The organism is Endozoicomonas sp. Mp262, from assembly GCF_025643335.1.
Taxonomy (GTDB): Bacteria; Pseudomonadota; Gammaproteobacteria; order Pseudomonadales; family Endozoicomonadaceae; genus Endonucleibacter.
On record NZ_CP092489.1, the window covers coordinates 1,998,270 to 2,011,712 of the forward strand.

The 13,443-nt window shown below is 44.6% G+C and carries 11 protein-coding genes; 4 read left to right on the forward strand and 7 right to left on the reverse strand.

Features of this window, described 5'->3' with window-relative positions; all coding sequences use genetic code 11:
* Entirely contained in the window at nt 1–2,265 is a 2,265-nt protein-coding gene (locus tag MJ595_RS08755) for a primosomal protein N' (protein ID WP_263082077.1), read from the reverse strand.
* Between the two features lie 316 nt (nt 2,266–2,581).
* Between MJ595_RS08755 and rpmE the strand changes: the two genes are divergently transcribed.
* Complete coding sequence (gene rpmE, locus MJ595_RS08760) at nt 2,582–2,797, forward strand: 50S ribosomal protein L31 (protein WP_263082078.1); 216 nt, start codon at nt 2,582–2,584, stop codon at nt 2,795–2,797.
* Between the two features lie 313 nt (nt 2,798–3,110).
* A complete protein-coding gene (locus MJ595_RS08765) occupies nt 3,111–4,373 on the forward strand; it encodes a malate dehydrogenase (protein ID WP_263322478.1) in 1,263 nt (420 codons plus the stop codon).
* 248 nt (nt 4,374–4,621) lie between these two features.
* On the opposite strand, the gene MJ595_RS08770 is transcribed toward MJ595_RS08765, so the two are convergent.
* The 5 genes from MJ595_RS08770 to MJ595_RS08790 form a co-directional block, all read right to left on the reverse strand.
* Nucleotides 4,622–4,996 (reverse strand): hypothetical protein, encoded by a 375-nt coding sequence (locus MJ595_RS08770; protein ID WP_263082080.1) that lies wholly within the window; start codon nt 4,994–4,996, stop codon nt 4,622–4,624.
* Between the two features lie 196 nt (nt 4,997–5,192).
* Nucleotides 5,193–5,594 carry a type II toxin-antitoxin system VapC family toxin gene (locus MJ595_RS08775; protein WP_263322479.1) on the reverse strand — a complete coding sequence of 134 codons (402 nt, stop codon included), beginning with the start codon at nt 5,592–5,594 and terminating at the stop codon, nt 5,193–5,195.
* A 44-nt stretch (nt 5,595–5,638) separates the two neighbouring features.
* Complete coding sequence (locus MJ595_RS08780; protein ID WP_263082081.1) at nt 5,639–6,058, reverse strand: hypothetical protein; 420 nt, start codon at nt 6,056–6,058, stop codon at nt 5,639–5,641.
* Between the two features lie 402 nt (nt 6,059–6,460).
* Nucleotides 6,461–7,828, reverse strand: coding sequence for a transposase (locus tag MJ595_RS08785; protein ID WP_263082082.1), 1,368 nt, complete (start codon nt 7,826–7,828; stop codon nt 6,461–6,463).
* Nucleotides 7,829–8,087: 259 nt separating this feature from the next.
* Nucleotides 8,088–9,455: a transposase gene (locus tag MJ595_RS08790; protein WP_263078002.1), complete on the reverse strand. Its 1,368-nt coding sequence runs from the start codon at nt 9,453–9,455 to the stop codon at nt 8,088–8,090.
* 142 nt (nt 9,456–9,597) lie between these two features.
* On the opposite strand from MJ595_RS08790, the gene MJ595_RS08795 reads away from it, so the two are divergent.
* Entirely contained in the window at nt 9,598–9,843 is a 246-nt protein-coding gene (locus MJ595_RS08795) for a HopJ type III effector protein (RefSeq protein WP_263322480.1), read from the forward strand.
* Between the two features lie 92 nt (nt 9,844–9,935).
* On the opposite strand, the gene MJ595_RS08800 is transcribed toward MJ595_RS08795, so the two are convergent.
* Nucleotides 9,936–11,114, reverse strand: a complete 1,179-nt coding sequence (locus MJ595_RS08800) for an MFS transporter (protein ID WP_263082084.1) — start codon at nt 11,112–11,114, stop codon at nt 9,936–9,938.
* A gap of 410 nt (nt 11,115–11,524) precedes the next feature.
* Here MJ595_RS08800 and MJ595_RS08805 point away from each other — a divergent pair, with 410 nt between their 5' ends.
* A complete protein-coding gene (locus tag MJ595_RS08805; protein ID WP_263078486.1) occupies nt 11,525–13,198 on the forward strand; it encodes a transposase in 1,674 nt (557 codons plus the stop codon).
* Nucleotides 13,199–13,443 lie beyond the last annotated feature (245 nt).

Sequence of the window (13,443 nt, forward strand, 5' to 3'; positions counted from 1 at the left end):
TTAATTCATATCCTGCGGGTCAATATCAATACTCCATCGGACGGTTCGTGAGATTTTAGCCTGTTCTAAAAAGTACGAGGCATGATTAATGACCTTATGGAGCATGGAGCGCCGGGAGGATTGAATCATTAATTGCCAGCGAAACCGGCCCTGACGCTTTTCCATAGGGGCTGGGATAGGGCCTAGTAGTTTAATGGGTGGATCTGTGGGTACTTGCTCAAGCACCTGCCTTAGCTGTTGAAGTAACCGCTCGCAGTCATTGGTATGGGTGGCTTCTGTCCGAATCAGTGCCAGATAGGTCAGCGGGGGCAGGCTTAGCTTGGTTCTTTCCTTGAGTAGCATCTCTGCAAAATGGGTATAGTTATTATTTGCCAGTATTTGCAGCGCTGGGTGTTCAGGGTTGTAGCTTTGAATAATCACGTGACCGGGCTTGTTGCTACGGCCAGCACGTCCTGCCACCTGCACCGTGAGCTGTCCGGTTCTTTCCAATCCTCTAAAGTCAGCACTGAACAGTCCCGAGTCCGCATTAAGTATGGCCACCAGGGTGACGGAAGGAAAGTGGTGACCCTTAGCCAGCATTTGAGTGCCCAGCAGGATGCAGGGAGTGCCTGCGTTGATGGTTTTCAGCATTTCTGCCAGGGCATGCTTTTTACGTGTGGTGTCCCTATCCACCCTTATCACCGGGTAGCCGGGAAATAATTTTGTCAGTGCCTGTTCTGTGCGCTCGGTACCCTGTCCGGCAGGTTGGATATTAGGGCTTTGACAGGAAGGGCAGTGGGAGGGAATAGCGGTTTTATGGTCACAGTGGTGGCAATGCATATAGGGTGGCTGTCGGTGAATGGTCATATGGGCATCACAGTGAGGGCAGTCAATAACTGTACCGCACTCGTGGCAAATGACAGAAGGTGCATAACCCCGACGGTTAAGAAAGACCATAACCTGATTGCCCTTGTTAAGGTGCACAGTGATTTGTGCCAACAAGTCCCGGGACAGTCCATCTGTTAACGAATGCTGGCGAAGATCTATTAACTCCATATGGGGAGGGGCTGCCTGCCCTGCCCTTTTTTTCAGGAACAAGTGTCCAAATCGCCCACTAATGGCATTGTAATAGGTTTCAAGGGACGGGGTGGCAGAACCGAGAATAACCGGGCACTTAGCCTGGCTGGCCCGATAGATAGCAAGGTCTCTGGCGTTGTATCTCAGGGTATCCTGCTGTTTGTAGGAGGCATCATGTTCTTCATCAACAATGATTAACCCAAGGCTGGGAAGCGGTGTGAAAATCCCGGATCGGGTGGCAATAATAATACCGGCAGACTTACTGGCGGCCTGTTGCCAGCCTTCCAGTCTTTCGCCATCACTGAGTCCTGAGTGCAAACTGAATACCGGGGTATTAAAGCGCTTTTTGAAGCGGTTGACGGTTTGAGGGGTTAAGCCGATTTCCGGAATCAGGACCAGTGTTTGCTTTTTAATTTTCAGGCAGGCTTCAATGGCCTGAAGGTAGACCTCTGTCTTGCCACTGCCGGTGATGCCATCCAGTAATACCGGGTGAAATGCGTTCTGGTGAGTCAGGATATTATCCAGCGCAAATTGCTGTTCGTGGTTAAGGGTGAGGGAGGGCTCCCTGCAAATCGGGGTAAATTGGGTAAAGTGCCGGGCAGTAGTGATGGCTTCTGTACAGGCAATCAGTTGCTTGTCTGCCAGATTTCTTAAAATGGTTTTATTAATACCTGATTCCAGCAGATGACTTTCAGAAAGGCCTTCACCTTCGGCATTATCCAGAAGACATAGTGCTTCCAGTTGTCTGTGGCTACGCTTCAGGCTGGCTTTAATGGATTCTGTAACGGGTGCTGCCAGCTGCCAGAAAGTGGTTGTCTGGCTGGGGGTAGCTTTGCCCTGCCGCAAAGCCTTGGGCAGTGCCTGGGATAAGGTTTCCCCCAGACTGTAATGATAGTAATGGGCTGTCCAGCGACACAGAGCTAGTATGGGTTGCTGTATAACGGGTAGATCATCCAGCAGGGTGATGACTGATTTAAGCTTGTCTTCTGCAACTGGACAGTGACGGTCTATGGCAACGATCACGCCAACCACTTTTCTGCGGCCAAAGGGCACCTCCACCCTGACTCCCGGTATCAACTGACTGAGACAGCTTTCTTTTGGGGGCAGGTAGTGAAAGAGTGACCGTAATGGGGAAGGGATAGCAACCTGAACAAAAAAACGTGCAGTGGCAGTACCGGGTGAAATTGCTTCAGGTTCAGTGGTTGTCATGGGTCATCAGGCTCCAGGCTAGGGCTTTATTGTACCTGTAGACGATTCCCTGGGAACAGGTTCTGTTGATAGCGAGGTTATATACCCGGCTCGGCCAGGCACTATTACACGGGTGTATATCTTCCTCGTAACTGTAAGGGGACTTTGTTGACTTAAGCAGTTTGTTTGACTGGCTGACTCTGGTATGATTCGCCCTCTTTTTGTCAGCTTGAAAGGGATGCCTTAAATTTAAGGCCTCTGAATCTGCTGGTGAATTCAGCATACGGTGCCTTTGTTGGTAAGGTGGCGGTGTGCGTTATTGTATGAGGAATACTCAATGAAGCCGGAAATCCATCCAAACTACGAAGAAATCACTGTTTCCTGCAGCTGCGGAAACAAGATTCAGACTCGCTCTACTCTGTGCAAGGACCTGAGCATTGAAGTTTGCTCCAAGTGCCATCCTTTCTACACTGGTACTCAGAAGGTAATGGATACTGGCGGTCGTATCGAGCGCTTTAACAAGCGTTTTGGCAAGCTCAGCACCCGCAAGTAAGAGGGATGAGCTAGCAAAAAGGGTGCCTGCGATTTTCTCAGGCACCCTTTTTTTTATCTGATAAATACAGCGGCAGAATCCTGACTCTATAGACACTGGTAAAGTGGCAATAATAAGGCGGGTTAACCCAGATTTCCTGCCAGTATGAGTAGCTCAATGGCACTGGCTATCAATATAGCCTGGTTTTTTTAGACGTTATTATTGGGCTATACCTGTAAATATACTTTTACTATTACCATTTATACGCTTGTTCGCCTTTTCCGCATCGGATATTCTGCCTTTTTAACCCATTCAAATGTTTGCCGCCAAAAATATGTCCAAGGATATGAAACAGGCGGCTTTGGATTATCATTCAAGTCCAAAGCCGGGAAAAATTTCTATTGAATTGACCAAGCCCGCTGAAACCGCAAGGGATCTCTCCCTGGCTTACAGCCCGGGTGTTGCTGAACCCGTCAGGGAAATTGCAGCCGATCCCGAGAATGCCTACAAGTATACGGGCAAAGGCAACCTGGTTGCCGTGATCAGTAATGGCTCTGCGATCCTGGGCCTGGGTAATCTGGGTGCATTGGCCAGTAAGCCGGTTATGGAGGGCAAGGCCTTATTGTTCAAACGTTTTGCAGGCGTTGACTCCATCGATATTGAAGTTGAGTCAGAAACTCCCCAGGTCTTTATTGATACAGTCAAGCGTATTGCTGGCACTTTTGGCGGTATAAACCTTGAAGATATCAAGGCTCCAGAGTGTTTCGAGATTGAGCGCTGCCTGATCGAAGCCTGTAACATCCCTGTATTCCATGATGACCAGCATGGAACAGCCATTGTTACGGCTGCCGGTATGCTGAATGCCCTGGAAATAGCCGGTAAGAAGATTGAAGAGGCCAGGCTGGTTTGCCTGGGGGCTGGTTCAGCGGCTATATCCTGTGTGAAACTGCTGATCAGCTGTGGCTTCAAGCCTGAAAATATTTTGATGCTGGATAGCAAGGGCGTGATCCATAAGCAGCGAAATGACCTTAACCAGTATAAGGCGCTTTTTGCCGTGGATACCGAGTGCCGGACACTGGATGATGCCATTGTGGGTGCTGATGCCTTCCTGGGCGTTTCCGGGCCTAACCTGCTATCTGCCGATCAGCTCAAGACAATGGCTGAAAACCCCATTGTATTTGCCTGCGCTAACCCTGATCCGGAGATTCGTCCTGAACTTGCCAAGAGTGCTCGATCTGACCTTATTATGGCTACAGGTCGTTCTGACTATCCAAACCAGGTGAATAATGTTCTGGGCTTCCCGTTTATTTTCCGTGGTGCGCTTGATGTCAGGGCAAGCCGGATTAACGAGGCAATGAAGATTGCGGCCGTTAATGCAATCAGGGAACTGGCTAAAGAGCCAGTGCCTCAGGAAGTTCGTGATGCCTACGAAGGTATCGAAATGAACTTTGGTCCTGAATATATTATTCCAAAGCCCACTGACCCAAGACTACTGGGTGCTGTTTCATCTGCTGTGGCCAAGGCAGCTGTAGAATCCGGGGTGGCAAGGGCCGAGTATCCGGCGCACTACCCGCTGAAATCATTGGATGATATTTAAAACCTGTTCGTAGAACAGAAAAAAAGGGCCTGAAGGCCCTTTTTTGTTGCTTGGAATAGCTTCTTGGGCGAGAAGGTTTTTTCCAGGTTGCCATGCCCTTTATGGTATTGGTTAGAAGAATTGGTATTACAACAAAAATTTGTGGACTGTCCTGAAACTCCTTATTATATCCCCGCACCAACTTTAGAGCATCCCAAAAACTGTTGATCTGCTATGAACTTAGCCAATAACTCGTCCGCATTTTCAATTTATAGTTGAAGGTGGACGCGGTTGCACTGGTATGTAGTACATTTTTTGTATTTTAGATAATTTATGCAAATATTGTAGTATTTTAGTGTTCCTATAGCTTTATCCACTTTTTGGACATGATGATAAAACATAGGAGGAATAACAGGTTTGTTTTTATTTTGATTCCAAGGAATATAGGCTGTGCATGGGGTATCGTTTATATATACCTTCCTGGTAAGGCAATAAAAATAATTTATGGTTTCCATTTCTTCATCTGTATCGGGAATAAAGCCATAAGCATCTTTATGGATTTTAGGGAATTTATGAATCTTTAGTCCGTAGGAAGCAGGAATACAGCCTAATAAAATAACTAATAAAAGTAGTGAATTTTTCATGTTTAATAAATACCATATCAGAATCTAAAGTAACTATAGTTGACATATGAAATATTTATATTGTTTATTGTATGGGCATCCTGCCCAGCGCTTGCTTGTACGGTCTATTGAATAGTCTATGCCCCAATTGTTCATTGAGGTGTTTTTTAGTTAAAACTAACCAGCTGTAAAAATCTTGGGAATCTAAAAAAATGTATTACCAAATGGCCTTTACATGGGGATAAGCCTGTATTCTTTCATCAATGGTTAAAAGTGGAGCCGATAAAACTCGTGCTTGAGCCATTATCATTCGATCTGTAGGATCTTTATGGAAGTCTCCAGGTAGTCGTGTTGATTCAACCAAAATCTCATTGCCCAAAGGAAAGAACTCCAGGTTTTCAATCTGACCTGCAAGATTAAGCCATGAATCAACATCCATTGACAGCTTCAGCCTACCTTTTGAAACCAGTATAGAAATCTCCCATGCGGTAATTGATGGAATGACAGTTTGCTTACTTTTCCTGTATTTTTCAATGAGAGAGTTAGCGGTATCACTAAGCCGGCCACTTTTATTAACCCACCAAACCCTGGCTGACCAGAAAGAAGCCCGGGCAAGAATTCAGGTACACAGGAAAGGGCATTTTTACAAAATTATTTACAGGATTATTTTGAATCTAACATCGCTGCCATGTTCCTTGCCTTCATAGCTTCCTTGTCTCGTTTTTTCTTTTCATCATGAGTTTCACTCCACCAATCGTCCTCAGCTAAATCTTTTTCAAGACATTTTATTTTTTTTCCAAGTTCGCTTATTTTACGATTATAATCAGTTACTAAATGTTCTGTGCTTTTGTTTTGTGCTAATGCTTGGGCAAGCCTGGTTGCTTTCGCAATATCCCTTTCCTTTATTAGCTTGTCTTTCTGTTTATCAGCACTATCTATGTGACTCATCAAAGTATATATTTTTTCTGGAATGCCCCTTCTTTTATTGATAAGTTTATCTCTTTCCTGTTTACGTCTAATTTCCACGTCAACCCTCATTAAACTTGATGGGTTCCCCATTGAGGTATTTAATCTTTGCATCATAATTTCCTTAACTTATATGTAAGTTTTTCTTGACTAATTAAGTTTGCTGTCGAATAAGTAAAGTCAAAGTCCCCATTGTTATTGGTAGACTTTACTTGGACTAAGTATCCTAGAGCTTGGTTCATAACTAACCTGTTATTTTTACTAACGTAAAGTTTTTTGCTTTTACCTCGTTTTAGCATCTCGCTGGGAATGCATATGGGTGTTTCAGTATATTTAACCAGCTATGATATAAAGGGATTGCCCCAAAACAGCTATTCCCGCATGATGAACGTCGATGATCGTTGGTATTGACAATAAGGCAGCAAAAATAATGAAGCCGATCAAAACTGAGCCGCCAATTAACAAAGCGGAGCTTTAAAGAAAAAATGTCACCCCTGAACGTAGCTACGATATGGCCGGTTATGATGTATCGAATGGAATCACCCTTTTCTCTTCAATACCATGAGTTACTGTGTAAAAAAGCCCCTCCCACGTTTTTATCAGCCAATGCAAAAAATAGCCCTGTATCCATTTCCATAATGCTATACGGACTCCTTTTGAGCGGGTTCTTAAAGCTTCCTGAAACTGGGGACAGCACAGTTCCTGTATTTGATCTACGAGAAAAGCAAGCATCGTCAGATAGGCCAGATTTGTGGCTAAGTGCTTCTCACCGTGACCGTAGTTATGTTCGAGATCGTAGCCTTGATTTTTCAGGGTGTTAAACGTCTGGTTCTCAATATGCCATCGGCAGCGCCCTCCTTTCATGACGGGTTCTATGGTTTCTTCGTTAAGCGGAATATCAGTCACCCAGCACCAGATATGCTGTTTACCTTTTTTATCGGTTTCGACAAAATCAAGCACATTAACCTGTTCTGCATATTTTGCCTTGTTCAGCCTGACGTCATTGGCATAGCGAAACCACCACTTAATTCCAGTCTCTTCATTAACTTTTTCAGCACGGTGAACTTTTCCTTCTTTATCCAGCTCATCCATCGCTTCAACCAGCGAGGCATGGTTGCCATCTTTCGCGACAATGATGTAATGCCAGCCATAACTCTTAATCAGTTGGACAGTGGGGTTGTCAGCATAAAGACTGTCCAGAAGAATAACGAACTTTAGACGTGGGTGATGCTCTCGTATGGTGGCAAACAACCGTTTAATGGCATTTTTTTCACAGTCATTTTTGGTCGAACCGTCCTGGCAAACTATGGCTTCCGGTGCCAATGGCAAGACTGTTTTTTGATCCGGGTGAGCAATGCATGCTGCCATTAACTGGTGGTAGTGAGCTTCGTTGGCCTTTCCCTTATTTTTAGTACAGCACTCCTGACAAGGTTTTTTATTATTGCAGGAGTAAAATAGCCCAGTTCCATCGATCGGGAGCAAGTAGTGATTTTTCAAGTTCCCGCAGTGAAATTCGAATGCCTTCAGTAATCCGCCCCTTTGGACGTTAGACAGCAATGTCTTAAAAGGCTTTTTGAACTCTACGGGATCTATTGGATCCAGGATTTCCCGCATACTGGTATCACAGGGAGCACGTTTTTTTATCTGATACAGGTGCTCAAGGTTATGCCTTACTTCTTGCTCTGTTTTATCACGCTCAAACGAGAGGAGCGATGGGTACTTGAGATGCATCATGGCAAAAGCGGACATGGAGGCATCATGTATTGTTATTTTTCTGGAATCCTTGTTTGGTCGGACATCTGGAATTTGCTCATAACTTTCAGAAATCGTAGTAATTAAACTGTTTGCATAAAGATGCTTACGACTTTTTTGGAATGGATAAGCCATGAGAGACAGCCATTGATAAAGTATCCCTATCAAAAGTAGACGTTATTTTGTGCGAAATCACTCCATTTGGAATTTACTGTAAGCCTTGCTGTTGCAGTGATTTAATTGATGTCACGGGAATAGCTGGAACGTCGATGATCGTTGGTATTGACAATAAGGCAGCAAAAATAATGAAGCCGATCAAAACTGAGCCGCCAATTAACAAAGCGGAGCTTTAAAGAAAAAATGTCACCCCTGAACGTAGCTACGATATGGCCGGTTATGATGTATCGAATGGAATCACCCTTTTCTCTTCAATACCATGAGTTACTGTGTAAAAAAGCCCCTCCCACGTTTTTATCAGCCAATGCAAAAAATAGCCCTGTATCCATTTCCATAATGCTATACGGACTCCTTTTGAGCGGGTTCTTAAAGCTTCCTGAAACTGGGGACAGCACAGTTCCTGTATTTGATCTACGAGAAAAGCAAGCATCGTCAGATAGGCCAGATTTGTGGCTAAGTGCTTCTCACCGTGACCGTAGTTATGTTCGAGATCGTAGCCTTGATTTTTCAGGGTGTTAAACGTCTGGTTCTCAATATGCCATCGGCAGCGCCCTCCTTTCATGACGGGTTCTATGGTTTCTTCGTTAAGCGGAATATCAGTCACCCAGCACCAGATATGCTGTTTACCTTTTTTATCGGTTTCGACAAAATCAAGCACATTAACCTGTTCTGCATATTTTGCCTTGTTCAGCCTGACGTCATTGGCATAGCGAAACCACCACTTAATTCCAGTCTCTTCATTAACTTTTTCAGCACGGTGAACTTTTCCTTCTTTATCCAGCTCATCCATCGCTTCAACCAGCGAGGCATGGTTGCCATCTTTCGCGACAATGATGTAATGCCAGCCATAACTCTTAATCAGTTGGACAGTGGGGTTGTCAGCATAAAGACTGTCCAGAAGAATAACGAACTTTAGACGTGGGTGATGCTCTCGTATGGTGGCAAACAACCGTTTAATGGCATTTTTTTCACAGTCATTTTTGGTCGAACCGTCCTGGCAAACTATGGCTTCCGGTGCCAATGGCAAGACTGTTTTTTGATCCGGGTGAGCAATGCATGCTGCCATTAACTGGTGGTAGTGAGCTTCGTTGGCCTTTCCCTTATTTTTAGTACAGCACTCCTGACAAGGTTTTTTATTATTGCAGGAGTAAAATAGCCCAGTTCCATCGATCGGGAGCAAGTAGTGATTTTTCAAGTTCCCGCAGTGAAATTCGAATGCCTTCAGTAATCCGCCCCTTTGGACGTTAGACAGCAATGTCTTAAAAGGCTTTTTGAACTCTACGGGATCTATTGGATCCAGGATTTCCCGCATACTGGTATCACAGGGAGCACGTTTTTTTATCTGATACAGGTGCTCAAGGTTATGCCTTACTTCTTGCTCTGTTTTATCACGCTCAAACGAGAGGAGCGATGGGTACTTGAGATGCATCATGGCAAAAGCGGACATGGAGGCATCATGTATTGTTATTTTTCTGGAATCCTTGTTTGGTCGGACATCTGGAATTTGCTCATAACTTTCAGAAATCGTAGTAATTAAACTGTTTGCACAAAGATGCTTACGACTTTTTTGGAATGGATAAGCCATGAGAGACAGCCATTGATAAAGTATCCCTATCAAAAGTAGACGTTATTTTGTGCGAAATCACTCCATTTGGAATTTACTGTAAGCCTTGCTGTTGCAGTGATTTAATTGATGTCACGGGAATAGCTGCTTTCCGGTACGGTTTATTAATGGTCGGGATAAACTGAGACAGGTTAATGAAGCGGGTACTAATGAAGGCTCCTGTAAAATTTTTGCTTTTGGCAAAATTCACAATTTGACTCAGGAAGAAACCCTGGCTTGCTTTGGGCGTTTTTATCGGGAAGATGTTATTAATGATCATCACGGCCAGGGGCATGGCAATATTCGTGCATTTATAGTCTCTGGATGGGATGGTATTACCTTTGATCATCAAGCTTTAATAGAAAAATAAACCAGGTTGCTGATGATGTCGCTTTGCCGTCGCTACGGTGGCCTACCTTGAAGGATAAATCGGTTCAGCCACCGAAGTTAGATGCAGCAGAATCAGTTAGGAACTCCTTTTCCGGCTTTGAAGCTGATTTGTACGGCTACCTCTTTGCTAACCCTGTTCTTGGTGTTATGTGCATGTACGATAAACAGTTGAATGATGACTGCACAAATTCCCACTATTGCTGCTGCAAAAGGCATACTCTTTATGGGTAGGCTGTTGCTTAGCCATACCGCACCAAGTATGGTGCCTGCCGAACCTCCCAGGTAGTTGCAAGAACTATTGAGTGCCACCACTGCCGCACCTTGCTGAGGTTGGAGTTCAAGTAGGGTGTGCTGTTGAGGGGCCAGTGATGACCAGCCCGTTGCTCCCCAAAGCAAGAAGGGTAAAAACATTAATGGTGATGCAAGCAGTAATCCAAATGGGATAGCGCAGAGGGAAAGGGACATCACCGCTAAAATCACAACCAGCAGTACTCTTGGCTTTTTGCTCCAGTCGATTAAGTGACCCACGGTAAAGCTGCCAATCATCCCACCCAGACCCCAAGTCCACAGGTAAGGTGTCATCTGAGTAGTATCAGTAATACTGGAAATGATGGGTGCAAGGTATGAATAAAGTCCCAGACTTGCTACCGCTGTCAGAAAGGTGACTGCAATGGTTGCAGAAACCTGTTTGCTGGCCAGTAAGGTTACTCGCTCTTTTAAAGAAGGGGGCGGTGGTGCATTCACCTCGTGTACCCCTGCTATAACACCAATCAATCCCAGCAAGGCAATCAAAATAACCAGCCCAAAGATACCTTGCCAGCCTATATAGGATGACAGGGCAAGCCCTGTGGGAACGCCCACAACGGTACCCGCGCTCATTCCTCCCAGGATTAACCCAAGTGCCCGGCCTTTTTTCTCTTCTGGCACCAGAGAGGCTGCGCTTGCTGCTGCCAAGGGAGAGAAAATACCTGCTCCTATGCCTGCCAATGCTCTGCTGATCAACAGCATGGTTAAGTTAATGCTGAATATTGTGGCTAAGTTAGCAGCAATAAACAGCACCATGGACAGTATCAGGGTTTTTTTGGTGGGTACGTTTGATAATACCGTTGCTAAAATGGGGGCAGACAGTGCATAGCATAGAGTGAATGCAGTCACCATCTGGGCACTTTGAGCCTCGTTAATCTGAAAGAAACTCGATATTTCGGGAATAATGCCAGCTATGATGTAGGCATCCATTCCGAATGCAAACATAGCTATAGGTAAAAATATTATCTTTTTCATATTGTGATATCTCTTAATCTAATGTTTCCATATTTACACCTGCCATGAATTGATATCGCCAACTCTTTTCGGCGTGGAAAAAATATTTTTTTCTATTTCTTTATATGCTTACTTTTTTGAAGTGGTCAATATAATACGGATGTGGTTTTATAAAAAAGAGTAAAAGCTTGTTGTTTTTTTTAAATTGAAGGTATTTTCTGATTTGTGAAAAATTAGAGCGGTTTTTTTTGTTGAGGATTTTATCTTGATACAAATCAAAAAAATAAATATTGCAAAGTAGATACTGGGCTGCAATTTCTCATCAAGAATGGCTGTTTTTTGTAAGTTCTCAATAACTGCTGGATAGCTGCAAAATTCTGATATACATCTATCCTTCCCTCATGCAACCCCCAATCAATCAAGAGCAAGTGTACTCACCTGCGAGATTACTGAATCTTGTTGCTCAGCAGCAAGGGCAGATTACTCAGCAGCAAGAGCAGATAGCGAAGCTTCAAGCGCTTGTTGAGGCACTGCAAGCGCAGATTCGTCGTCTTAAAAAACTGCCGCCAAAGCCTGATATCAGACCCAATACAAAACCAAAAGATGATGGTAAAAAGGGTGATAATGGTCCCGGTGATGACAACGAACCGCCTGATAATTCAGGGAAACGTAAGGTTGAGAAGCCTGGCGAACGAACACGAAAAAATCGCCAACAGCCTGATAAGCCAGCAACAGAAAAAATCATCACCGTAGAAGTATCTGATGTCCCGTCTGGTTCGACACCAAACGGATTTAGCTCTTTTTCTGTACAAGAGCTGACTATTCAGGCGTTCACGGTCGAGTATCATTTGGAGCAATGGCAGACGCCCGACGGACAAACCATCACAGCAAAACCTCCCGAAAGCCTGCATGGACATCACTATGGACCACAACTCCAGTCCTATTTGTTGTACCAGCATCACGGTTGCTCGGTGACTCAGCCGCAGCTGTTGGACTGGTTGTGGGATATAGGAATCTCAATGTCCGCGGGAGAACTTCATCGGCTACTCACTGAAGGTCATACTGACTTTCATGAAGAAAAAGACGCTTTGCTGGCAACAGGGTTCAAATGCTCCCGCTACATCCAGACCGATGACACCGGAGCTAGGCATAAAGGACAAAATGGCTACTGTACCATTATCAACAATGAGCTATTTGCCTGGTTTGAGAGCACAGGCAGTAAGAGTAGGGAAAACTTCCTGAGCCTCTTGCATCGCCCCTGGAAGACTTATTCCGTCACGCAGGACGCCTTGGACTATCTGGAAAAATTTGATTACCCGGAGAAGTGGCTAAGCATCATCAGGCAATACATGGGCGTTACGTTTTTAAACCGGGAAGCCTGGGAAGCAGCCCTTAACGACCATGGGCTAACGGGAAAGACCCGGCGCAAGCAAGCAGCAGAAGCGCTTATTTACAGCAGCTTAATGGCTCATGGTATGGGACACCTGACCACATTCAGTGATGGTGCTCAGCAGTTCAACGTATTCAACCATGCTCAATGCTGGGTTCATGCGGAGCGGGGATTGGCTAAAGTCCACCCGGTCAATGAGCAGCAAGCCAGTGCACAGTACTGGTGTCGTACATGGTTCTGGGCTATCTACAACGATTTAAAAGTCTTCAAGGCCAGCCCCGATAAAAGTAAAGCTCAAAACATACGTCGCGATTTCAAGGCCCTGACTAATACCCAGGTAGACTTTCCTGATTTACAGGACGCACTGTCAGGGCTGGTCGTTATAGAGAAGGAATTGCTACAGGTACTCGATGCTCCAAGCCTTCCGCTCCATAACAACCTGAGCGAAAGCCAAATACGGGAATACGTGAAACGACGAAAAATCAGCGGCGGCACAAAAAGCAAAGCGGGAAGAAAGTGCCGGGATACGTTTGCCAGCCTGAAAAAAACTTGCCGGTTGTACGGTTTATCGTTTTGGCATTATCTGAAAGATCGAATCATGGGCAGTGGCAGTTTTCCCTGGTTGCCCGACCTGATAGAACAAGCATCCAGCGACTTTTCGTGTGGGTTAACCAGCAGTTATTGAGAACTTACTGTTTTTTTAACTATATTTTAAACAGCTTGATGATGTTATTTTCAATTTAATAGAATAGAACTTGAGTATATTAGTCTAGATCATTAATGATGTTATCAATACTATAAGGGGCCTTGCAATATGGAGCTGTGTGAAAATAAAAAGCGGAAAAGAAGTTTTCCTACAGCATTTACTATTTTATTTGTAATAACACTTATTGGTAAGTTCTCAATAACTGCTGGATAGCTGCAAAATTC

Excerpts from the sequence above, each read along its gene's own strand:
- MJ595_RS08805 (WP_263078486.1), top strand. The coding sequence starts at position 11,525 with ATGCAACCCCCAATCAATCAAGAGCAAGTGTACTCACCTGCGAGATTA.
- rpmE (WP_263082078.1), top strand. The coding sequence starts at position 2,582 with ATGAAGCCGGAAATCCATCCAAACTACGAAGAAATCACTGTTTCCTGC.
- MJ595_RS08770 (WP_263082080.1), bottom strand. The coding sequence starts at position 4,996 with ATGAAAAATTCACTACTTTTATTAGTTATTTTATTAGGCTGTATTCCT.
- MJ595_RS08790 (WP_263078002.1), bottom strand. The coding sequence starts at position 9,455 with ATGGCTTATCCATTCCAAAAAAGTCGTAAGCATCTTTGTGCAAACAGT.
- MJ595_RS08755 (WP_263082077.1), bottom strand. The coding sequence starts at position 2,265 with ATGACAACCACTGAACCTGAAGCAATTTCACCCGGTACTGCCACTGCA.
- MJ595_RS08780 (WP_263082081.1), bottom strand. The coding sequence starts at position 6,058 with ATGATGCAAAGATTAAATACCTCAATGGGGAACCCATCAAGTTTAATG.
- MJ595_RS08765 (WP_263322478.1), top strand. The coding sequence starts at position 3,111 with ATGTCCAAGGATATGAAACAGGCGGCTTTGGATTATCATTCAAGTCCA.
- MJ595_RS08800 (WP_263082084.1), bottom strand. The coding sequence starts at position 11,114 with ATGTTTGCATTCGGAATGGATGCCTACATCATAGCTGGCATTATTCCC.
- MJ595_RS08785 (WP_263082082.1), bottom strand. The coding sequence starts at position 7,828 with ATGGCTTATCCATTCCAAAAAAGTCGTAAGCATCTTTATGCAAACAGT.